Below are 24,118 nucleotides of genomic sequence, written 5' to 3' on the forward strand. Positions count from 1 at the left end.
CTAAAATGAAGAAGCTAATTCTATCAATGGCCTTGATCGGTGCAACGACCTTGGCTTTTGGACAAAAAAAAGTAGTTCGCTCTGCAGAGAGGAACTTCAAGTCTGGAGACTTACCTGCAGCGATGGCTGATATAGTAGCTGCGAGCACTGATCCAGACACAGGAAGTGATCCAGCCACCTATCTTTTGAAAGCCCAAATTGAAACCAAGTTGTTTGGTTCAGACTCTTCTAATACAGCTGCTACTGTGGAAACAGGATATGCTGCATTAGCTACCTACAACAAGGCTTTTGAAATGGCCGGTAGCAATAAGCAAGATGGCGTAGGAGAAGAGGTTTATACCGAAGATTTGCCAGGCGTCCCTGATAATCTAAGACCATATTCTATTTTCACCCTTAAAAACTTTTCCTACGACAAAGCACTTGAAAGATACAATGCGGAGGACCAAGAAATGGCGTACGAGTTCTTTAATTTGGCAGGAGAAATAGACCTTACAGATACTACAGCTCATTACAATGCTGGTTTCATAGCACAAGAATTAGGTAATTTCGAAGATGCGAAAAAGCATTATGGATATTTACTTGATGTAGAGGAATACAATAAGTTGACTGTTTACTACTTAATGGTCCAGATCCTAAGTGGCGAGGATCAAAATCCTGAAGCAGCATACGATATAATCATGCAAGGTAGAGAGGACTATCCGGATGATAAAATACTTGCTGAGTATGAGATTCAATTGTTACTTCAACTGAATAAAATGGATGAAGCAATGGCATCTATCCAGGAAGCATTGAAAAATGACCCGAATAATGCCGGGATTCTATTGAGATCAGGCTACCTAAAGGAGCAAGCAGGCGATATACAAGGTGCTCTGGAAGATTACAAAAAGTCTGTGGTAGCAGATTCTGAATTCTATGATGGCAACTATTACACCGGGGCTCTTTTATTGGAAAAATCAAGGGAAATTCTTGCTGAATTAAATTCGCTTTCTGATGAAGAATGGGAAGCCAAATCAGAATCAATGGGTAAGCAGGCAAATCTTCACTACGCAGAAGCCGTACCTTATTTTGAGAAAGCATTGGAGATCAGACCTGAAAACACGAATCTAATGGCGATCTTATTTCGAGTTCATGCTCGCTTGAAAAACACTGCTGAAACTGAAAAATACAATAAAAGACTGATCGAATTGGAAGGGCCTAACTGGCAGGAAAAAGAATTTTAATACCTGATAGATCGGATTGAAAGCCTCTGAATTTGAATTCAGAGGCTTTTTTGTGACTTTAGCTTATCTGTCATAAAGTAATTAGTGAACTGACAAAATGAATAGAGTTTCCCTATTGGTTGGCTGGTTTTTACAATATTTCTATCTTTCCCTCCAGAAACCCCCAGGAATGATGCGATTGAAGCTAGTGCTGATTTTAGCTTATGTCTGTTTTAACTTATTGCCTTATCAAGTAGAGGCGCAATCGAAAAAATTCATTGAAGTTTCTTACGATAAAGGCCCCATCATTAGCAACAACAACGATTGGGCGAATGAACTAATTAATAAAATCGCCTATTCTGGTGTGGATGTTAGGTTTGGCTGGAGAAGTAGCAAGAATACCTACTACAATTACGTCAATAGGTATCCTAGCTATGGATTAGGCTTTACTTCTGCGGTTAATTATTACGAAGAAATTGGACGGCCAATGGGGATTTACGCGTTTGGAGAATTTCCAATTGGCAAGAATGATTTTGACAGGAAATTCAAGTTCAGTTACTATACTCAGATTGGTGTGGGATTCAATATGAACCCCTATGACTCAGAAACAAATGCGATTAATGGTTTCGTAGGTACGGCGGTCAATGCTCATATCCATTTTGGCTTAAAAGCTACCTATCAAATTTCTAATTCAATGGCTGTATTCACTTCTGTAGGCACCAAGCATTATTCCAATGGATCGATCAAAAAGCCCAATTCAGGGATCAATATTATTCCTGTTGCTATTGGCCTGCGAATCAATCTAGATCAAGAAGAATTCAATCCTGACATTAAACCTTTTTTTCCGCCCTTAGAGAAAAGAGGCTTTTGGAATATAGCAGCATATACCGGACTGAAAAGCTATGAGATAGGGGACAAAGCCTTTTTTAGAGGAGGGTTAGGTGTAAATTATCTTTGGGAACTTTCTTATAAATACCGAGCAGGGATAGGGCTGGATTGGTTTTATGGTGCCGGGGCAACCAAGCGTTATCCTGACCAAAGTATAACCTTTACAGATATCAACTCATTTGCTGTGGTGGGCTCATGGGAATGGAAATTAACGGAGAAGGTGTTTATGCCCATAGCTATCGGAATGTACTTGAGTAAAGCGGATTATAATCAGGAAATCACTAGGTTCTATGAGCGAATAGGTGTTCGCTACAGGATTAATAATAAGCTGTTTGCAGGAGTGCAGATCAAAGCTCACCTGGCAAAAGCTGATTTTTTTGAGTTTACTGTAGGATACACCATTCCTGGCAAAGTGAGAATAAATGCCAGTCGCTAAGCAGTTCTCCATCCATTAATCAAAAAATGTTTTTATTTCCATTGTGCTTGTTCTAGCTTGTAGAGATAAATTCCCCCAGTTATGACCAAGCTTATTTTGCTCAGATGTTTAGCATTTCTTTACCTTACGCTGAACAGTTTGATCTGTGTCTCACAATCACTTCCTTCCTCAGAGATTTACCACCGGCTACTTCAGCTCAAGGAGACCAAAAGAGTCCTCTATATTGCTGCCCACCCAGACGATGAAAATACGCAACTAATTGCCGCCTTAGGCAATGGTGAACATGCGCAGGTTGCTTATCTGAGTCTCACACGAGGTGATGGGGGGCAGAATTTACTCGGAAAAGAACTCGGGATTGAATTGGGTCAGATCCGAACTCAGGAATTACTTCGCGCCCGTGAGATAGATGGCGGAAGGCAGTTTTTTACCCGAGCAATAGATTTTGGCTATTCAAAGAATCCTGATGAAACCCTGCAAAATTGGGATAAACAAAAGGTGCTTTCTGATGTGGTGTGGGTGGTTAGAAATTTCAAGCCAGATATAATCATTACGCGATTCAATACCATACCTGGAGGTAATCATGGGCATCATACGACCTCAGCAATTTTGGCTCAAGAAGCATTTGACTTGGCTGCTGACGCAACAGCATTTCCAGAACAACTGAACTACGTAGAAACCTGGCAGCCTAGAAGAATCTTTTGGAACTCTTACAATTTCGGAGGTGAATTTAAACCAAAAGAAAATGAGAAATATGCAGTCTTTCCAGTAGGAGAGTACAATAGCTTGCTTGGAAAAACCTACAGTCAAATAGCAGCAAATAGCCGTACCATGCACAAATCTCAGGGTTTCGGTGCTACGCCAAGAGTAGGTGCTGCTGTCGATCATTTGCAATTTATCAAAGGAGAGCCTTTTGAAAATTCAGCTTTCGAGGGAATACCTGATCGCTGGACGGAGGTAGATGGTGGTCAGGAATTAGAGTCTATGATTCAAAGTGCCATCGAAAAATTCAACTTTCAAGATCCTGTAATCAACCTAAAGTCGTTGATGCAGATTCGGGTTAAACTTATGGCGCTTGACTCAAAAGCTTCTTGGCTTACTGAAAAAGCCCAGAAGTTGGATGAGCTGATTTTTGCACTATTAGGATTGAAAATGGAGCTTGTGACTAATCAAGAGCTAGGCTATGCAGGGCAAGAGATCAAAGCATACCTAGTGGTCAATAACCCCTCCGCTGTTTTGCTTACAGACATTTCATTGAAGCTTTATGACAGATACTATACCCCAGATAAAAAGGTAGTTGTTAATAATGAGCCAGTCCAAATCCCAGTGGATTTTCAGGTTCCTAAAAATGCTCCTCTGTCACAACCCTACTGGCTAGCAAATCCAGTTGTGGATGCGATCTACGATGTACGAGATCAGCAAATGATCGGTAAGCCATTCAATGATATGAAAGTGGGAGGTGACTTGACCTTTAAAATCAATGGGCAGGAAATCAAATCCTTCCTTCCCTTACAATATAAATACAACGATCAGGTGGATGGTGAAGTAAAGCAGCCCTTTACAATTGTTCCGGAAATCGACCTTGAAGTATCGGATCAAAATGTGTTTTTGATACCAGGCGTGAATCCGATTGTACGGGTTACAGTCAATTTCAAAGGTGAAGTGAAAGAAGGAGAATTGTCGTTTAAAAATCTTAAAAAGGCTGAATTTGAAATAGAGGGAGTAGAAAATAATTTAATTCAAAGAAAAAGAATATACCGGGTTTCTTTCCATCTGGATAAAAACGAAAAGAGAGAAGTGGTGGCTCAGTTTACCACTGAAGATGGAAAAAGATTTGACCAAGTAACCCATAGAATATCCTACAAGCATATTCCGAATTTGACATATTTTTCCCCGGTGGCCATGAATTTGATCCAGGAAGTCTGGAAAGTGTCTGGGGCTAAAATCGGGTATATCATGGGTGCAGGGGACGATGTGCCAGCGGTTCTTTCATCCTTAGGTTATCAAGTCACCGAAATCACCGATTATTCTTTAGCAAACCTGTCTCAATACAAAAGCATCGTGGTGGGAATCAGGGCATACAATACCAATTCAGATCTTGCCGCCAACCAACAAAACGTAATGGCGTATGTAGAAAACGGAGGTACTGTGGTGATGCAGTACAATGTGAGCCGACCACTACTTATTGACAATCTAGGGCCCTATCCTTTTGCTATAAGTAGAGACCGTGTGACAGTGGAAGATTCCCCGTTTACGGCCGATTGGGATCATCCGATTTTGGCAGGACCAAATAGGATAACTACAGCCGATTTTGATGGTTGGATTCAGGAAAGAGGTTTATATTTTGAGTCTGATATAGCTCCGGAATATTCCACTCCGCTCACTTTCCAGGACCCGAATGAAGACCCGCTGAACGGCTCATTAATTTATGCGAAATATGGTAAAGGGACATACATTTATACCGGAATCTCGTTCTTCAGAGAGCTGCCTGCTGGAGTTCCTGGTGCTACTAAATTATTCATCAACTTGATCGAGCAATAATTTTGGAGGAGAAACGTATTCGTTGGAAATACCTGTATGCAGGATTGATTGCATTTCTATTTTTGCTAATAGCCTTATTTTATTGGCTTAAAGTAGCCTACGCATGAGTACATTAGATTGGGTAGTACTCTTTGGTACCTTGGCACTCATAGCGACTTATGGGGTTTATAAAACTTACGGGCCAAAGAGTTTGGATTCCTATCTGCGGGGTAAAAATTCAATGAACTGGTGGTCAATAGGGTTGTCCATAATGGCCACCCAAGCTTCGGCTATCACCTTCTTGAGTACCCCAGGACAGGCTTATGAAGACGGAATGAGGTTCATTCAGTTTTACTTTGGTCTGCCGCTTGCGATGATTATCATCTCGGTGGTTTTTATTCCGATTTATTATCGACTGAAAGTTTACACGGCCTACGAGTTTCTCGAAAATCGCTTTGATCTCAAAACCCGGACACTTGCTGCGCTGCTTTTTATCATACAAAGGGGATTGGCCGCTGGTATTACCATCTATGCCCCAGCAATTATTCTATCCACGCTATTAGGCTGGAATTTGACATTCACTAATGTGCTGATAGGCTCGGTGGTGATTCTCTATACCGTCTCGGGCGGGACGGAAGCGGTGTCCATCACGCAAAAGCAGCAAATGGCTGTGATGATGGGAGGGATGATTTTGGCAGGAATTATAGTCATACAAATGCTCCCTATTTCCTTTCAAGAGGCCATGCATGTGGCAGGAAAGATGGATAAGCTGAATATGATCAACTTTGAGTTTGATATCTCCGATCGATACAATGTCTGGTCTGGAATGACTGCCGCAGTATTTCTTTTCCTTTCTTATTTTGGCACGGATCAAAGTCAGGTGCAGCGCTATCTATCAGGACAGACGCTTTCCCAAAGCCGCATGGGATTGATTATGAATGGTTTCCTGAAGATTCCAATGCAGTTCGTTATTCTCTTTATTGGAGTGATGGTTTTTGTGTTTTACCAATTTTTCCTTCCACCCGTAGTTTTCAACAAAGTGCAAACCGACAAACTTCGCCAAAGTGAATATGCGGGTGAATTTGAAGGATTGGAAGCGGAATATGCAGAAAATTTTGAGCTAAGTAAAACTTCCTATCTCGATATGCTCAATGCAATAGATCAGAAAGATCATGGTCGTGAAACTGAAATTCGCGAGAAATTAGCCGGCTTAAAAACTGAGCAGAAAGCTATTCGGGATGAGGTGAAGGAATTAATTGTAGTTAATGATCCAGCGGCTGAGACCAGGGATACGGATTACGTATTTATGCGCTTTGTGATGGATCATCTTCCGAAGGGCATCATAGGTTTGCTCTTCGCAGTGATTTTCTCAGCGGCCATGTCATCTACGGCTTCTGAGTTGAATGCCTTGGGTTCCACCACCACCATAGATTTATATAAGCGTTCGATCAAGAAACAAGGGAGCGATAAGCATTACCTGAGATCATCCAAGTTGTTTACAGCTTTCTGGGGACTAGGAGCCATTCTTTTTGCTACGTACGCCTCGTTGTTTGAGAATTTGATCCAAGCTGTCAATCTGTTGGGTTCACTATTTTACGGAACTATTCTTGGGATATTTTTAGTCGCTTTCTTTATGAAGTGGGTGAAAGGCCGGGCAGTTTTTATTGGTGCTTTGCTTTCTCAGGCACTGGTTTTATTTGTGCATTTCAGCAATGGTGATGCATTGGATGGCAAGCTTTGGGACATTGGATTTTTATGGTATAATCCTATTGGATGCCTAGCCGTAATGCTTTTTGCATCTTTGATTCAGCTTGTGATTCCACCGAGAAACTCCTAAGCAAACCAAACAAGAGAAGCCTCCCAGATCAGGAGGCTTCATTTGTTATGAAAATTTATAACCACGGAGTATTCGCAGAGAACTCAATTAATTATTTGATTTGTATGTTCACAAAAGTATCACGTGATCTGCTGTATTCAAGCATTTAGGCCACTTGGGTCTCTGATTTTCTGTCTTCACTGCCTACCGGAAAAGGCAGGCTTCCATCAAAACAAACAAAATAAGGTAACTGGCATTTTCGGACAATCATATTATTTCAGCGACTTTATCAGTCTTTCATTCAAACCTACATAATCCTGATTTCCAGCTTCTTCAGCCAGCTCAATAGCCTCTTCAGCTGATTCTACTGCCTCAGTTTTTTTGCCTAAAGCAGCTGCTATCTTAGCTTTAAGGTGCATTGTCCAATATTTAGGGTCACCTTCCACAGATTCGTTTATCCAGTCATACGCTTGGTTCATGTCCTTGCTGTTGGTGTAATAATAGCTCGCTGCAGAATATAATAGGCTGGGATCTGTACTTTCAGATTCGATTACGTATTCTTTGATCTGAGCCATTACCAGCGGATCTACTTCAGTTTCTATTCTGAAATCTACTTTTGTTTTTTCCCATTTTAAGGAAAGGTCTGAACCCGTATCCGTCATATTAGCAAAGCTGATTTCGAAGGTTTCGTTTCTCTTGCTAAGTTTTGCCGGCTGAGTGGTGAATCGTAATACATCCTCACTTGGATCGTAACCGATAGCTCCCCAAAGCTTGGTGTTTTTAGAAAGGATCATGGTCCATTCTGATTTGCCCGGAATTGCGTAAAGTGCGTATTGACCGGCAGGAATATTCTTGCCATCTATGAGCACATCTGTTGAAAAAGAAAGAACGGTAGCGCCATTTGCACCAGTTCTCCATACCTGTCCGTAAGGAACCAGTTCTCCAAAAATCTTTCTGTCCTTGGTGCTTGGCCTGCTGTAGTCCACCGTCACATCAGTCAAACCTACTTTCTGGGCAATCCTAGCCGATGGAGATGCCTGTGGCATTTGGATTTGCTGTGCAGTAGAAAAAAGACTACACAGTAATAAGGCTAAAGTGAATGCGATTTTTTGTTTCATTGAAATTGAATTTATAATTTGGTTTAAAGATACTTAAGCGTAAAATTTGATACTATGTTTTGAAATGATCTGCAATTTGATACTAATTAAGGCAATAGTATGAAGTGTATGACTGATTTTTTTGCAGAGACAATAACGTTTTCTAGTGTTTTTCATCTTCAATTAATATCCTCCGTATAGAACAATATGAGTTTAGCTATCATTAGTCCCGGCAAGAAACCGGATGTATGGATCAAAGAATTTAAAGTGTTGGCTCCTGAGCTTGCAATTGAAGTTTATCCTGAGATCACAGAGCCGGAGAAAGTAGAGTTCGTCTTTCTTTGGCAGCATCCGGAAGGAATTCTTTCAGACTTCCCTAATCTAAAATTGATTAGTTCCATGGGAGCGGGAGTCGATCATATTTTACGGGATAACTCGATTCCCCCCGCCATACCCATCGTGAGAATAGTGGATGAAAAGCTTACGTATTCTATGACCAACTATGTGGTGATGGCTGTGCTGAATTTTCACAGGCAGACAGCTCGCTATCAAATAAACCAGACAAGGAAAATTTGGGACATGAGTGTGCCGGAATTGGATGTAACCGTGGGAGTGATGGGAGTAGGAGCCTTAGGAAAAGATGTGATGGAAAAGCTCAATTCTATGGGTTTCCCAGTGGTAGGCTTTGGCTACTCAGAAAAAACTGATTTTCAATACCCGTATTATACCAAAGATGAATTGGACGAGTTTCTACGGGAAGTGAATGTGTTGGTTTGCTTGCTGCCACTTACTCCAGACACCGAAAATATTCTGAACGCAGGGCTGTTTGCAAAATGTAATCCAAATACTTATCTAATCAATGTAGCTAGGGGCAAGCATTTGGTAGAAGATGATTTGATTGAGGCTTTGGAAAGTGGCCAGCTATCCGGTGCCATGCTGGATGTGTACAGGCAAGAGCCTCTGCCGAAAAATCATCCTTTTTGGGAGAATCGAAAAATAACAATGACCCCGCACATAGCGAGTGTGACCAATCCACAAGCTGCAGCTCCACAGGTAATAGAAAATATCAAGCTGATCCGGGAAAACAGAGAGTTGATTAATGTTGTTAATCGAACCAGAGGTTACTGATACTATATATGGAACCAACTTTTAAAATATTGTGCCCCACGGATTTTTCTGAATGCTCATTGAATGCAATTGAGTATGCAACCAGATTAGGGGAAAAGTACAAGGCGGATCTTATACTCTTTCACGTGCTCAACCGAGCCGATTATGAAAAACTGTCTCCTACAGATGCCAGTGGAAAGTATCAAATGGACTTTATACTCGAAAAGCTGCATAATTTACAGAGCGCGGTCATCAAAGAAGGAATTCAGAATGGACTGGAAAGTTGTATTGCCGTGGTGAGAGAAGGTAGTATCGTCAAAGAAACCTTGACATACGCTGGGGAAATCAATGCTGGCCTGATCGTGGTTGGAACTGAGGGAGTGAATGATTTCAGAGAAAATATCATTGGCTCTCGTGCAAGTAGAATCGTGGAGCAATCAGACCGTGATATCCTCGTGGTTCCCCGAAAGGTTTATTTCAAAATTCCCCGCAAGCTTGTCTATGCGAGTGATTACCTAGAAGAGGATAAAATTGCCATCCGGAAAATCGTGGAAGTGGCCAAGTTTTTTAATTCTGAGATAGATGTAGTACACGTCAGCACCTCACACAAAGCCCTTGACAAATCTCTGCACCTGACGATGATAGAAGAGATAGAACCATTCATTAAATATGATAAAGTTAATTATGTACTGAAATCCTTCCGTGATGATATTGCACTGGGTTTGGAGAATTACTTACAGACTGCCAAGGGTGATATCTTGATTACGCTCAGTGAAAAGAAGTCATTCTTTGATCAGATTTTTTCGAAAAGTATCTCAAAAAAAATGGCCTATTTCATCAATAAGCCACTTTGGGTGATTAAGTCTTTTTAACAGCAAAGGGCACGGAGAAAGGCACAAAGTGCGCTGCTGATTTTCTTCAAGAGCAAGTCCGCGAAGTTGTCAAACCATGAATAGCCCCCAGTGAAACTGAGGGGCGCATAATGAAGATGAGTTTTATACAACTGCGAAGCTGTCGAACAAGAAATTATTCAACCCTTTCAGGGTTGGGGTGTGCTGTTTAATTCGTTTTTCTACGGGTTTCACCCATAATTATTCATGGTTAGTTCCCTTCAGGATCTTTGACCTAGGATAAATCCACCTTGCTAAAGGCATTTCGGTGTTATTTGTTTTTCTCTCCAAATATGCCTCTTAAATAACCGCCGAACTCTTTTCTTGCCTTAGCATCAGTGAAAACAGCTCCAAGTGTATTCATAAAATGGCCAAAGCTCATTTCTTTCTTTTGAGCTAGGATTACAGGTCTAGCTTTAACTTTTGAATCGATCTTAGGAAATTCTGAGCTTTCTTCCGCAGGCTTTGGACTGGGTGGTGCAGCTTCATTTGGTTTGTGACCGACCAAATCATCCGCTTTTTCAAAGCTTTTCTTGGACTTTTGCTGATAACCCAGTTTTTCCTCCACCATTCCTTTATTGTTATGAGAAACAGCATCCTCTGGATCTAGCTCTATGGCTTTCTCATAGTCTGCAATTGCCCCCTCCAAATCTCCGATTCTATCTTTTAAATAAGCCCGACTGCTGTAACGATAGGGATTTTTGGGATCGAGATTAGCTGCTCTGTTGAGTTCGGAGAGGGCTTCCTCATTTCTTTGGAGTAAGTGCAATACCACCGCTCGATCGGCAATAAAGTCTGTATTGTAAGGTTCCAGAGTGATAATCAGGTCAAATTCCACCAACGCCTCTGCAGTCCTTCCTAGTCTGGAAAGTATGCGCCCGCGACTAAGATGAAACTGCGGCTGATCTGGAGTAGCTTTCACCAATCCATCAAAAATGACCAAGGCCTCCTCAAATTTCCCTGATTTATATAATTCAATTCCTTTTTCGAAGCTCATAATATTTTTTTTTACCGCAGAGTACACAGAGGTCACGCAAAGGTCGCTGTGCATTTTTTAACCCCAAATGGAACATAGAAGTTTATTCAGAGGCCACTTTCAATAATTTTGTTGTTGTTTTTACCATTGCCCCGGCGGGGCTATCTATTGGAAGATATAATTTGTTGAGATGTGCTGCTGTGCCTTTAGGTACAGCTCTTATGATAATTTGATAAACTAGAGAGCAGAACCAAAAAGCACGGATTCACTACTTCCAACTTTTCACCTCTCACCACTTTCCAACCTTCCTACTTACAAAGACAAAGTTAAGCCTTGAATAGTTTAGCAAAGAATCTTTCCTTGGTTTTTGTAGGCAAATGGATAGGCCTGTTATCTTTATGGCCAGAGATTACTCCGAATTTATGCCCCAACAACCACAAGCTGTACTTAAAGATCTGAAAGCGAAAAAGTTTGCGCCCATCTACTTTTTGGATGGGGAAGAACCCTATTTTATTGATCAGATTACAGAATTCATAGAGAAGAATGCGATCGCCGAACACGAACGAGGATTTAATCAGGTGGTGCTTTATGGTAAAGATTCCAATGTCGGGGTAATCCTTAACAACGCCAGGAAATTTCCGATGATGGCTGATCGTCAGGTCGTGATCATCAAGGAAGCTCAAAGTCTTGCCGACTTGGGGAAGGAGGATATGCAAAAGCTCCTCATCAGCTACGTGCAAAACCCACTTCCGAGTACGATTTTGGTTTTTGCGCATAAGTATAAGAAGCTGGATGGCAGAACTGCCCTATACAAGGAACTTGATAAGAAGACAGTCTATGTGCGCTCAGACAAGGTCAAGGATTACAAGCTGACAGATTGGATAGAGGGATTTATCAAAGAAACTGAGCACTCCATTGACAATCGTGCAGCACAGCTTCTGGCAGATTCTATCGGGAATAACCTGGAAGTGCTATCGAATGAAATAGGGAAGATGCTGATCAATTTTCAGAAACCCACGAAGATCACCAACGAGCACATTTCCAAGTATATCGGCATCAATAAGGAGTACAACAACTTTGAGTTTCTGAAAGCAATAGGCTTCAAAGATGTAGTGAAGGCAAATAAGATCATTCATTACTTCATCCAAAATCCCAAGGCTAACCCGGTGATTCCTATGTTTTCGCTGATGTTCAACTATTTTACCAGAATCGCGCTGATTCATCAGGCGAAGAAATCAGGAGCAACAGAACAACAACTCGCCAGCCTTTTAGGACTACCTCCTTTTGTAGTCAAAGAATATCTGGTAGCATCCCGAAACTACAATTTGGGCAAGGTAATTGATGTGTTCGCATGCATCAAAGAGGCAGATCTTCGTTACAAAGGAGTTGACTCCGGAAGTCTAAGCGAAGCCGAAAACCTCCGAGAGCTTGTTTACAAGATTTTGCACTGATTTCCTAAGCACTCTATGAAATCGAGTATGACCGTAAGCTTCACACAGGTGGGTGTTTAATGCATGCGAGATTCCATCCCGTTTCCTACGTTACGGGACAGGTTATGGCCTTTGAAAGAAAATTATAAACACATGAAATATCACCTTGTGCTCCTTGCGAGCCTTGGACTTAGTTTGGAGGCGTATTCTCAGTCTAGCCTCTACCAGAGCAGTCCACAACAGAAGCTAGATCACAATCTGGAGCTTTTTGAGAAGCAGCTTTTTTCTGCAAGTATCTACGACAATACAAGGCTGCTAGAAAAACCTGTGAATTCAGGTCAAGCAAAAAATGCCGAGTTGAATCGTGCCATGGCTGCTTTACAGCTTGAAAGTCCTGATGGCGCAGGCTTGATGAAAAAGTACATTTATGAGCATGGGAATGATCCTTCGGTGACCACTGCAGGATTGTATCTGGGAGATCATTTTTTCTTCAAAAGGAATTTCGCAGAAGCAATCGATAGCTATAAATTAGTAAATACCGGTAAACTACCTATTGAAAGTCAAGCCGAAGTGCTTTTCAAGCAAGGCTATTCTCATTTTCAGCTCAATCAGTATGCGGAAGCAGCCCCCTTTTTTGATACAGGCAAAGCCCTAAACCAGCAGGCGAGTTTTGATTCATATTATTACAGTGGCTTTATCGCCATGGAAAGTGGGAACACTGCCAAAGCCATTTCAGATCTTCAGACTGCCTCACAATCTCCCTACTATGCCAACAAGGTTCCTTATCTATTGGCAGCCCTTTATTACAAGCAAGGCAGTTACGATCAGTTGATCAGTTTTGCTGAGCCAAAGTTATCCAATGGGCAAAATCTAGAGAAAAGAGAAGTAATCTATCTGTACCTAGCGGAAGCTTATTATGCGAATAAGAACTTTCCAAAAGCGGCAGAAAACTACGATGCTTACATCAACTCCCGCAAAGGGGAATTGGGAAGAGAGGAAATCTACAAGGCGGGTATTTCTCAGTTTGAAATCAAGAACTACCAACGAGCTACTGATTACCTAAAGGTGTCCGCATCAGCTACTGATGAGATCGGGCAAGCGTCCAGTTATTACTTAGCTCAGGCCTATCTGAAGCTGGAGAATTATCAGTTTGCTTCTACAAGTTTCCAGTCAGCAGCCAAATCTGACTTTAATCCAGCCATCAAGGAAGAATCCATATTCAATTATGCTAAGGTAAATCTTCAGAAAGGTAGTTTTCAGTCTGCCATTACTGCTTTGGATGAATATGTGGAAACTTATCCCTCTGGAAAATACAGGTCAGAAGCTGAGAACTTACTTTCAGAAGCCCTAGTAAATACCAACGATTACCTGCGTGCCATAGAGCAGATGGATAAAATCTCCAATAAGTCACCTAGAATTCAAGACGCTTATCAGAAAGTGGCTTTCTACCAGGCTATGGTGTATTACCGTGATCAAAAATGGAATCCTGCATTAGCTTATCTAGATAAATCGCTAATATACCCGGTTGACAAAAGCTTGGTTTTAGATTCATACTTCTGGAAAGGGGAAATCAATTCAGCTGCTGATAATTTGCCGCAGGCGATCAAAGCCTACGAATCAGTACTGAGCAATCGCCCTTCAGGCACCAATGGCACTGTCACAAAAACCCATTACGGACTTGGCTACGCATACTTCAACTCCCAGCAATATCCAAAAGCTGAGGAGCAATTCAGAAAATTTACCGAAAACAGACAGATCATTGCCAATAAGCAGCAATACGACGATGCGATTTTGCGATTAGGGGATTGCTATTATGTGCAGAAAAGATTTAGTGAAGCAGCTTCTACTTTCCAGCGAGCAATTAACGAGGGGAATTCGGGAGTAGATTATGCTTACTACAGATTGGCCGTGGTGCAGAATTTCCAGTCCAGAAATCAGGAAGCATTAGGCCAATTGGATGTGCTGATTTCACGGTATCCGAGCAGTTTGTATTTGGAAGATGCGCTTTATCAGCGTGGGCAGATCTATATGGAAGAGACTAGCTATCAGGCTGCTTCTGTTTCGTTCTCTGATCTGCTAAACACCAAACCCAATAGTCCATTCGTGCCCTATGCACTAGAAGGCAGAGCTGTGGCAAATTTCTCGCTTCAAAATTACGACCAAACAATTCAAGATTACAGTACGATCTTAAATAACCACCCGAATTCGGAAAACTCAGAGACTGCATTAAAAGGCCTCCAAGAAACACTTGCTCTTCAGGGAAGATCGGGTGAGTTTTCTGACTATTTGACCAAATATAAAGGATCCAATCCGAGCAGCGGAAGCGTGCAGTCCTTGGAGTTTGAGGCAGCAAAAGGGACCTATTTTGATAAGAATTTTACGCAGGCAATACGAGGGTTCGAAAATTACCTGAAGAATTACCCGCAGTCAGCACAACGGGCAGATGCACTTTATTTCCTGGGAGATAGCTACATGCAAGCCGGTGATACGGAAAAAGCCTTGGCACAATTCAAGACACTGGAAAGAGAGCCCGCTTCTCCACAGAGACTTCGTGCCATGCAGAAAATAGGCGTGATAGAATTAGAAAGAGGCAACTTTGCCCAAGCCATTCCTTACTTAGAAACCTCTGTGCAAAATGCCCGCAGCAAACCTGAGGAAGCAGAGGCTGTACAGGGATTGATGATTGCAAATTTTGAAACTAGGAAATATCAGCAGGCGATCACACAGGCTGAGCGTTTGGCTAGGCTGGATGGCGTTATTCCTGAATCTTCTCCCAAAGCCTTGCTTATCAAAGCAAAAGCTCAAGGTGAGTTGAATCAAAAGCCACAATCTGAATTGACTTTGACTGCTTTAGTGGCTGACTACAAAACTGTGCAGGGAGCCGAAGGGCTATACTTGTTGGCATTTGCCTTACAGGAAAAAGGTGAAGTGACTCAATCAAATGAGCTCATATTTGATCAGTCGGGGCCATTTGTCAATTACGACTATTGGTATGGGAGGATCTTTTTGCTTTTGGCAGACAACTACTTGAAAAGCGGGGAAGAATTCCAAGCTAAAGCAACTTTAGAATCTATCGTCGAGAATTCTACCAATGCTGAAATCAAAGAAATGGCACAATCCAAACTTCAAACCCTTAATTAAACCATGAAAAAGTTAGCTAAAACTATCCTTTTGACAGGGATTATCGGTTTGACATCCGGTTGGGCTTTTGCCCAAACCCAGCAGAGAGGAGCTGTCACCGATCAGGAATTTGTGATCCGAAAAGATCGCGTACTTACAGTACCGGTTCAGCCGAGGATGTATGAGAAATTGCCCGTGCTACCCAAGCCCACAGGGTTGAATGAATATAGCTATTTAGTGACGAGCTATCCTTTGAATCTGAAACCCTTGGATCTGAAAGCTGAGCCTTCACAGAAAGTCTATTCATCTGAGCGACTAGAGCTATATCCAGGTTATGTTCGAGTAGGTTATGGTAATTTTGCCTCTCCACTTTTGGAGGCTAGATACATGGGGACAGAGATCGCTGACTTCAATTATTCATTGCAGTTAAATCATCAGAGTTTTGGTAAAGGCCCTGTTTTAGCAGAGGAATCCAAGGAATCTCACACGAATCTTGGGTTTGACGGCAGCTACTTTACTGATTTTTTCGAGGTCTTTGGTGGAATTAAATGGGATCAGGATAGTTACCAGTTCTACGGTCTCGACCCAAAATTTGCAACAGATGAGAATGGAGAGTTTGCCGGATTTGATGGTAATGTGTTTCAGGCAATTGAGGTGAAAGCAGGAATTCGTGAACTTGAGAAAGTTGGGCCTTTTTCATATGAAGGCCAGTTGAGTTTTAGGAATTTTACGGACAGCTACTTAGCCAAAGAAAATCAACTTGGTGCGGAAGCAAGCTTGACATTCAGACCTACACAAGACTGGGCTGGAAAAGTTGGGTTGTCTTATTTTTCTACAAAGCCTGAGGATATGACATATTCTTTGGATAGAACTTATTTTGGTATCCGTCCTACGATTTCTTACAAATACGAAGCATTTAATTTCACAGCTGGTGTAAACCTTGTTTCAGAAAATGACTCATTAGAGAATAAATCAAGTGATTTCCATGTCTTCCCGGTGCTCAAAGCAAGCTATCAATTCGCTGAAGAGTTTGGCTTTTTTGGAGAGTTTTCCGGTGATGTGCAGCGCCATACTTATTACAGTTTTGTGAATGAAAATCCTTATTTGGGACCAAGTGAGCAATTGCTAAATACGGTTCAGAATTACAAAATAGAAGGTGGGATAGAAGGCCAGTTTCAAGGAGCATTCAGCTATCGTGCTGCTGCCAATGTGAGTCGATACAATCAGATGCACTTCTTTGTAAATAAGTACACCAATAATCTGGTGACTACTGATTCAGCAAGATTTAGCCTGGTATATGATGATAAGACCACGGTCTATAATATTAATGCTGAGCTCGGCTATAAGCTTTCCGACGTATTTTCACTTAACAGTAGATTAGATTTGTACCAATATGATCTGAGCACTCAGGCTGAAGCTTGGAATAGACCAATCTGGGAACTGAGCGTAAATAATCAGGTGACGCCTTTGGAGCGATTGATTGTGCAGGCAAATTTGAATTTGATGGGAGGGATAAAAGCCCGTGGTCATGACTTGAACGATATCCTTGGATACACTGGGCCTTATCCTGGACCTTATGAGGTAGTTAAATTAAAAACTATAGCTGAATTGCAATTGAAAGCAGATTACGGAATCACGGATAGAATCTCCATTTTTGCCGAAGGCAATAATCTCTTGAATGGTAAAAATATGCGTTGGCTGAATTATCCGGTAAGAGGTATTCAGTTTATAGGCGGAGCTTCTTTTAAATTCTAAGATTGTTTGAAGTGATGGGTTGGGGTTTAGGCTCAATTCATTTAGTTTCGTAACATTCCCCGAAAGCTATGACTGGTAAAACCACAGATAATAAGCATTGGACTGATTCTAAGGATTATGGGCTTCCATATGTAGAAATTGTTCCTTTCGCGCAGGCTGAACCCCCTAAGAAAGAAGAGGAAAAGACTGTTCCAATAGACGTAGCTGAAGTTAAAAGGAGGACTATACAGGCAACAAAACCTAAAATAGCCGAAGCGGAAAAGATTGTTTCTTCAAAACCTACATCCGAGGCTAAGAAATCCAGTAATTCCTGGGTTTGGCTTGTGGCGATGCTAGCTTTGGCGGTGGTCATAGTGATTATTTGGCAAATGAATAAATCGGTAGTTCCAAGGCAGGATTCTGGTGTGGTTATTTCTAAATCCACAGAAGACTTGCCAAGTGCGGAAACCGATAAAGTAGCCATCAATTCTACCCCAAGTGAAGAAACACAAATACCTGATGATCAGACAACTATTACAGATTCTATAAGTTCTGTTTCTTCTTCTCCTGAATCAGCCCAAACTGGTACAACTATTGCGTCTAAGGAGTCTGGGACTTTGGTTCGAGTTACAGAGAAAGCGGATCGACCTCAATTCTATATTGTAGTGGGAAGCCTTCCCAACGAAGCTCTGGCATTGGAGGAAGCAGAAAAATATAAGAATAGGGTGGAGACCATTTACCTGATTTTGCCATACGAAGATGTCACTAATTATCGTTTGGCTATAGGGACTTCAAGAGGCTGGACGGCCATCAATGAAGAACTTACTCGTGTCAAAGACCAGTACACGGAAGATTTATGGATTTTGAAATATTAATATGATTCTACTTCAAACGCTCTCTACAGATACACTTTCTGTAGCAGACAGCCTGGCGATGGGTGCCACCAAAGATAACATTGGACTTCTTGATCTTTTAATCAAAGGCGGATACATGATGGTTCCGCTTTATTTATTGTTCATTCTGGCAATTTTTATCTTTGTAGAACGATTGATCACGCTCAATAAGGCTTCTAAAACTTCCTCTTATCTAATGGATCAAGTGAAAGTATTGGTTCAAAGTGGTCAGACTGAAAAGGCGAAAATCCTTTGTGCCGGCGAGCATACACCTGTGGCTAATATGATTGCCAAAGGAGTAGATCGCATAGGTTCTCCGCTAAAGAATATAGAAGTGGCTATCGAGAACGTAGGTAAAATTGAGATTTATAAGTTGGAGAAAAACTTGAATCTCTTGGCAACTGTGTCTGGTGCAGCGCCTATGATTGGGTTTTTAGGAACCGTTGCAGGTATGATTCAGGCGTTTATAGCTATAGCCCAAGAGGAAGGGATGGTTTCGCCAAAGCTTCTTTCCGAAGGTATCTATGAAGCGATGATCACTACTGCCGCAGGTTTGGTGGTAGGTATTATTGCGTACTTAGGTTACAACTATTTAGTATCGAAGGTATCGAAGCTTGTTCATAATATGGAATATTCTTCGATAGAATTTATAGACTTGCTTCAAGACTAATACCATGGGACTTCAGGCTAAAAATAAAGTAGATCCGGCATTTAGCATGTCATCGATGACAGATATTATATTTCTGTTGTTGATATTCTTTATGCTAACTTCTTCCTTCATTACCCCTTCAGGTTTGCCTGTAAACCTACCTTCCAGCGAGACTTCGGACATCATTATGCAGGAAGTTAGCGTTACAATCACCAAGGATCTTAAGTATTCTGTCAATGACAAGATAGTCCCAAGGGAACAAATCAAGGGAGAATTGACTTCTTTACTTAAGGATAAGAAAGGTCAGGTAGTGTTGCACATTGATAAAGATGTTCCCGTAGAGTATTTAGTGGAGATCGGAGGAATTGCAGCAGGACTTGAGGCAAATGTATCTATAGCTACAAAACCATTCTAAGAAGAAATCGAGCATATCTCAAGCCTCAAACACTGGGATGGTCATAATGTGAGATTCCATTTGGCATTTAAAAGACAAATAATAATCAAATGAAATGGAATACTGGAATGCAGAGAAAATAGAGAGCGAAAGCAAAAAGAAATCGTGGATAATCACCATTATCTTTAACGTGTTGCTTTTGATTGCGCTCTATTTTATTGTGGTTTGGAAGCAACCCGTTCCTCCTTTACCTACATTTGGTTTGGAGCTTAATCTTGGTTTTACTCCGACTGGGTCTGGTGAAAGGAATAGTCCCGTAGCTCCTTCAGAAGTCATAACTCCAGTAGTGGAAGCAGCGGCTCCGGGAGAAATAGCCCCAGAAGTGACTAAGCCAGCCACTCCTGCACCAAGCCCAAAGACAGAGACAGCTAAACCTACCGCACAACCAAAGCCTTCCGTCAATAAAGCTGTAACTACCAAACCATCACCGATCAGAGGTGAGGAAACGGCTACAGAACAGACTAAAAAACCTGAACCAGTAAAGAAAGAAGTGGCCAAACCGGTAGAAACTCCAGCAAAAGCTGAAGAAAAAGAAACCGTACAGAAAGCACCTGAAAAGCCAAAAATTGATCAGAGAGCAATATTTGGAGCAGGCGGGACTTCAGGAAAAGGAACTACACCGGCCTCAGGCGGAGCCCAAGGTACTTCCAATGAAAAAGGTGACGAAGGCGACCCTAAAGGCACGGTAGATGGAAGAGCTATTATGGGTGTGGGCTCTGGAAAAGGAGCCAACTCCGGTGATGGATATAGTCTGGATCTTGCAGGTTGGGATTTTGCGCAGCGACCAAATATAAATGATAGAGTCTCTACCCGAAATGGTAAAATTGTTTTTAAAATCACCATTGATGATCTGGGGAGAGTGGTGCAGGCAGTTCCTTTGGAATATAATGTTTCGAATGATGTATTGGCTTATTATCGTCAGGTAGTAAACCAGATATCTTTTAAGAAACAAGGTGGCGCTGCCGCTGAGTTTTCAACAGGCAAAATCACGTTCGTCATTAAGGTAGATTAAGCAATGGTTTACCAGGAGACGCTGGAATATTTGTTTAATTCCCTTCCCATGTTTCAACGCGTGGGAGCTTCAGCTTTCAGGAAAGATCTCCGAAGTACTATTTTACTTTGTGATCATTTGGGAAACCCAGAGCGTAAATTCAAATCAATTCATGTGGCAGGAACCAATGGTAAAGGAAGTTCTTCCCATAGTTTAGCGGCTATTTTTCAAAGTGCTGGATATAAAACCGGACTTTACACCTCACCACATCTCAAATCATTTACAGAGAGAATCCGAATTAACGGACAGGAAATCAGCCCTGACCTGGTAGTTCAATTTGTGGCAGAAAATAAAAGCTTTTTGGATGAATTGAAACCTAGTTTCTTTGAAATGACGGTTGGTATGGCTTTTTGGCATTTTGTACAGGAGGAAGTGGATATGGCGATAGTGGAAGTAGGAATGGGCGGTAATTTTGATAGCACCAATATTATCACTCCCGAACTTTCATTGATCACCAATATCGGCTTGGATCATGTCCAATTTCTTGGAGATACTTTGCCAATGATCGCAGGGGAAAAAGCAGGCATCATCAAGGCGGATACTCCTGTGGTGATCAGCGAAACCCAAGAAGAAACCAGAGCCGTTTTCATCGAGAAGGCTAAAAAGATGAATGCCCCTATTACTTTTGCGGCTGAAATCTGGAAGGCTCATAAAGAATCTGAGGAAGACGGGAAAGCGAGTTTTAGCATTCAATCATTCAATCAATCAGATGGATTAAAGTGGTCTGTGAAGACACAGACCACGGCACACAATTCCTTTAAACTGACTTTTGGACTAAATGGAAATTATCAGAAATATAATCTCCCGGGCATTCTGGAATCAATTGCTCAAATGAGGAAAATGGGTTGGGATTTGCCACAGGAGGCTGTTTTAAAAGGATTATCGGACGTATCTGAATTGACAGGACTGAAAGGGAGATGGCAAACACTATCTTCAAATCCGACTGTAATCTGTGACACGGGCCACAATGAAGCTGGATTTCGTGAAATCCTTTCCCAACTGGAAACTTATACATTTTCAAGACTTTGGCTTGTGCTGGGGATGGTTCAGGATAAAGATATATCCAAAGTGCTGTCCATGCTTCCAAAATCCGCACACTATGTTTTTTGCGAAGCTAAACTTCCTAGAGCTTTGCCCGCAGATCAACTCGCGGAAAAAGCACGATTTTTCAATCTGAAATATGAAGTAATTCCTGATATAAATGAAGCTTTAGCATTTGCTAGAAAAAATGCAAGGGAAGATGACTTGATTTTTGTGGGAGGGAGTACTTTTGTAGTTGCAGAAATCGAAGAGCTTTAGATGAGTAGAAAGAAACTGGTTCGCTTCCAAGAAAACGAAGAGAACCCAAATGTAGTCCAGGCCGGCAAGCCAATTTTTGAAACAATCAAAGGAAACTGGAATGAAGTACAGTTTCAGAATCGAAACCCTATCGTTGTGGAACTGGCCTGCGGAAGAGGTGAATTCACAGTGGGCTTGGCACGTAATTTCCCTAACCAAAACTTCGTTGGAGTTGATATCAAAGGAAGTAGAATCTGGAAAGGCAGCTCAACGTCAACAGCCGAGGGAATTCACAATGTGGCATTTCTTAGAACGCAGATTGAGCTTTTGGATAAATACTTTGCTGAAGATGAAATCTCTGAATTATGGATCACATTTCCAGACCCATTTCCCAGAGAAGGAGACGAAAAGCGCAGATTGACCTCCCCACGCTTTTTGGATATGTACAAACCCATGCTTAAAAATGATGGTGTTTTACACTTTAAAACGGACAATACAGATCTTTTCAATTATTCGCTGGAGCTTTTTCAAACTAGGGAGGATATAGAAGTAATTGGGTTCACACATAATTTCTATCAAAGCGACTGGAAGGATAATCACTTTGGGATACTGACTCGCTACGAAAAGATGTTTTCTGATAAAGGAGAAAAAATCAAATACCTCAAGTGCAGGTTTATTTAAGATTGAGTAGATTTCCCGCAGAGTTTCGCAGATAAATTCCGCAGATTAGCCCAAATGACTCTGTGAATTCAACTTGATAGCGATGGAAAAATCTGCGATTATCAGCGATCCTTTTCAGCGTTGATCTGCGGGAAATTCAGGAGATTCAATAGTGTTGACTTTAAATTTCAAACATCCTAAATCCCAATAAATCATGAGCAAAAACAAGCATTTGGTAGTTCTCAGTGGTGCGGGGATTTCTGCTGAGAGTGGAATCAAGACTTTTAGGGACTCGGGCGGACTTTGGGAAGGACATGAGGTGATGGAAGTGGCCTCACCAGAGGGCTGGAGAAGAAATCGTCAACTCGTGCAGAATTTTTATAATCAGCGGAGAAAGCAATTACTTGAATGTGAGCCGAATAAGGCTCATTTAATTTTAGCTGGGATGGAAAAGGACTTTGATGTGTCTATCATCACTCAAAATGTCGATGATTTGCATGAGCGTGCAGGTTCTACCCACGTAATCCATCTTCATGGGGAATTGAAAAAGGCACAGAGTTCTGTAGATCCAAGCTTGGTTTATGACTTGAATCACTGGGAGATAAAAGAGGGCGATCTGTGCGAAAAAGGGAGCCAGCTTCGCCCGCATATCGTATGGTTTGGGGAGCAGGTTCCTATGATGGAAAAGGCTATGGAGATAGTTACTTCAGCTGATGTTTTGGTAGTGATTGGGACTTCCCTACAAGTTTATCCTGCTGCAGGTTTAGTGGATTTTGTTGCTGATGAAACCAGGATATATGTAATTGATCCAAAAAAACCAGAAGTAAATTTCAGAAAAAAGGTGTTTAATATCCTTGAAAACGCCACAAATGGGATGAAGACTTTGGAGAATTTATTAAAGTCTGAAATTTAATTTTTGTTCAGCGTGGAAAACCTATAAATTGAAAGATAAACTTTTATTTATGGCACCTAAAAAGAATTCTTGGCCTGTATTTCAATTCGAAGACAATAAGGACACCATTTATCTTTTGCATCAATGGGCACAGATTGTTGGTAAAGTTCGGCTCAAAAAATCACCGTGGCAAAATCATTCTTGGCATGTAGCACTTTATGTAGATTCTCATGGACTTACAACTGGTTTGATCCCCTATGAAAATGGAGTTTTTGATATCAAATTTGACTTCATTCATCATGAATTGAGAATAAAAACCAGTAATGGAGCCCGGGATAGATTTACTTTAGGTGGTCAAACTGTCGCCAGCTTCTATGAGCAATTGATGGAAAAGTTGAAGTTTTTGGGTATTGATTTGAAAATCCATTCGAGACCCAATGAAGTTCCTGACCCTATTCCGTTTGCTAAGAATAAGAAGCGCTTGATATATCAAGCCAATGCAGCTCAAAGCTTTTGGAAAGCACTGGTTCAAATCCAAAATGTATTTGGGGTTTTTAGAACGAAGTTTACTGGGAAAAATAGCCCTATACATTTCTTTTGGGGATCTTTTGATTTGGCATATACGCGCTTTTCAGGAAATAGAGCACCGCAATTCTCTGGTCAAGTCCCTAATATACCCGCTGCGGTCATGCAAGAGGCTTATTCTCATGAGGTATTCAGCGTAGGGTTTTGGCCTGGAAGTGAGGCATTCAAAACACCTGTTTTTTATGCTTATTGCTACCCCAATTATCCTGATTTTAAAAATGCCAAAATTTCTCCTGATAAAGCCTATTGGAACAATGACATGGGGGAATTTATGTTAAACTACGAGGAAGTTTGGAAGTCCTCAGCTCCCAATGAAATGCTGCTTGAATTTCTGCAGAGTGCCTATGAAGCTACTGCCACTACGGGAAATTGGAACCGGGAAAAACTGGATAGCGATTTTTCACATATGGATATTAGGTATGTTAAAATGAATAGGTTCTAATGCC

General features: G+C 41.4%; 19 protein-coding genes. 17 read left to right on the forward strand and 2 right to left on the reverse strand.

What is annotated here, in order from left to right:
• Positions 1–5 precede the first annotated feature (5 nt).
• The 4 genes from U3A58_RS01960 (at position 6) to U3A58_RS01975 (ending at position 6,877) form a co-directional block, all read left to right on the forward strand.
• Positions 6–1,220, forward strand: coding sequence for a tetratricopeptide repeat protein (locus U3A58_RS01960; RefSeq protein WP_323821700.1), 1,215 nt, complete (start codon positions 6–8; stop codon positions 1,218–1,220).
• A 97-nt stretch (positions 1,221–1,317) separates the two neighbouring features.
• Complete coding sequence (locus tag U3A58_RS01965) at positions 1,318–2,523, forward strand: acyloxyacyl hydrolase (RefSeq protein ID WP_323821701.1); 1,206 nt, start codon at positions 1,318–1,320, stop codon at positions 2,521–2,523.
• 81 nt (positions 2,524–2,604) lie between these two features.
• The gene (locus tag U3A58_RS01970) at positions 2,605–5,061 is read left to right on the forward strand and encodes a PIG-L family deacetylase (protein WP_323821702.1); all 2,457 of its coding nucleotides are present in this window, start codon (positions 2,605–2,607) and stop codon (positions 5,059–5,061) included.
• Between the two features lie 103 nt (positions 5,062–5,164).
• Positions 5,165–6,877 (forward strand): sodium:solute symporter family protein, encoded by a 1,713-nt coding sequence (locus tag U3A58_RS01975; RefSeq protein ID WP_323821703.1) that lies wholly within the window; start codon positions 5,165–5,167, stop codon positions 6,875–6,877.
• 251 nt (positions 6,878–7,128) lie between these two features.
• Here U3A58_RS01975 and U3A58_RS01980 read toward each other — a convergent pair whose 3' ends face one another.
• Positions 7,129–7,974, reverse strand: a complete 846-nt coding sequence (locus tag U3A58_RS01980; protein ID WP_323821704.1) for a DUF2911 domain-containing protein — start codon at positions 7,972–7,974, stop codon at positions 7,129–7,131.
• Between the two features lie 186 nt (positions 7,975–8,160).
• Between U3A58_RS01980 and U3A58_RS01985 the strand changes: the two genes are divergently transcribed.
• Entirely contained in the window at positions 8,161–9,081 is a 921-nt protein-coding gene (locus U3A58_RS01985) for a 2-hydroxyacid dehydrogenase (RefSeq protein ID WP_323821705.1), read from the forward strand.
• An 8-nt stretch (positions 9,082–9,089) separates the two neighbouring features.
• Complete coding sequence (locus U3A58_RS01990) at positions 9,090–9,932, forward strand: universal stress protein (RefSeq protein ID WP_323821706.1); 843 nt, start codon at positions 9,090–9,092, stop codon at positions 9,930–9,932.
• Between the two features lie 289 nt (positions 9,933–10,221).
• Here the strand turns inward: U3A58_RS01990 and U3A58_RS01995 are convergent, their stop codons facing one another.
• Entirely contained in the window at positions 10,222–10,947 is a 726-nt protein-coding gene (locus U3A58_RS01995; protein ID WP_323821707.1) for a tetratricopeptide repeat protein, read from the reverse strand.
• A gap of 401 nt (positions 10,948–11,348) precedes the next feature.
• On the opposite strand from U3A58_RS01995, the gene holA reads away from it, so the two are divergent.
• From holA to U3A58_RS02050, 11 genes are all read left to right on the forward strand, one after another.
• The gene (gene holA, locus U3A58_RS02000) at positions 11,349–12,377 is read left to right on the forward strand and encodes a DNA polymerase III subunit delta (RefSeq protein ID WP_323821708.1); all 1,029 of its coding nucleotides are present in this window, start codon (positions 11,349–11,351) and stop codon (positions 12,375–12,377) included.
• 132 nt (positions 12,378–12,509) lie between these two features.
• Entirely contained in the window at positions 12,510–15,497 is a 2,988-nt protein-coding gene (locus U3A58_RS02005) for a tetratricopeptide repeat protein (protein WP_323821709.1), read from the forward strand.
• 3 nt (positions 15,498–15,500) lie between these two features.
• Positions 15,501–17,231: a TonB-dependent receptor gene (locus U3A58_RS02010; protein ID WP_323821710.1), complete on the forward strand. Its 1,731-nt coding sequence runs from the start codon at positions 15,501–15,503 to the stop codon at positions 17,229–17,231.
• Between the two features lie 68 nt (positions 17,232–17,299).
• On the forward strand, positions 17,300–18,085 hold the full coding sequence (locus tag U3A58_RS02015) for a hypothetical protein (protein ID WP_323821711.1): 786 nt from the start codon (positions 17,300–17,302) through the stop codon (positions 18,083–18,085).
• 1 nt (position 18,086) lies between these two features.
• Entirely contained in the window at positions 18,087–18,773 is a 687-nt protein-coding gene (locus U3A58_RS02020; RefSeq protein WP_323821712.1) for a MotA/TolQ/ExbB proton channel family protein, read from the forward strand.
• A gap of 4 nt (positions 18,774–18,777) precedes the next feature.
• Positions 18,778–19,167, forward strand: coding sequence for an ExbD/TolR family protein (locus tag U3A58_RS02025; RefSeq protein WP_092898692.1), 390 nt, complete (start codon positions 18,778–18,780; stop codon positions 19,165–19,167).
• 94 nt (positions 19,168–19,261) lie between these two features.
• Complete coding sequence (locus tag U3A58_RS02030; protein WP_323821713.1) at positions 19,262–20,218, forward strand: energy transducer TonB; 957 nt, start codon at positions 19,262–19,264, stop codon at positions 20,216–20,218.
• Positions 20,219–20,221: 3 nt separating this feature from the next.
• Positions 20,222–21,556 (forward strand): bifunctional folylpolyglutamate synthase/dihydrofolate synthase, encoded by a 1,335-nt coding sequence (locus U3A58_RS02035; protein WP_323821714.1) that lies wholly within the window; start codon positions 20,222–20,224, stop codon positions 21,554–21,556.
• Complete coding sequence (gene trmB / locus U3A58_RS02040; RefSeq protein ID WP_323821715.1) at positions 21,557–22,216, forward strand: tRNA (guanosine(46)-N7)-methyltransferase TrmB; 660 nt, start codon at positions 21,557–21,559, stop codon at positions 22,214–22,216.
• A gap of 193 nt (positions 22,217–22,409) precedes the next feature.
• The gene (locus tag U3A58_RS02045) at positions 22,410–23,108 is read left to right on the forward strand and encodes an SIR2 family NAD-dependent protein deacylase (protein WP_323821716.1); all 699 of its coding nucleotides are present in this window, start codon (positions 22,410–22,412) and stop codon (positions 23,106–23,108) included.
• A 49-nt stretch (positions 23,109–23,157) separates the two neighbouring features.
• Positions 23,158–24,114, forward strand: coding sequence for a DUF5996 family protein (locus tag U3A58_RS02050; protein ID WP_323821717.1), 957 nt, complete (start codon positions 23,158–23,160; stop codon positions 24,112–24,114).
• The last annotated feature ends 4 nt before the right edge of the window (positions 24,115–24,118 follow it).

Origin of the sequence: Algoriphagus persicinus (assembly GCF_035156415.1) — a bacterium.
Taxonomy (GTDB): domain Bacteria; phylum Bacteroidota; class Bacteroidia; order Cytophagales; family Cyclobacteriaceae; genus Algoriphagus; species Algoriphagus persicinus.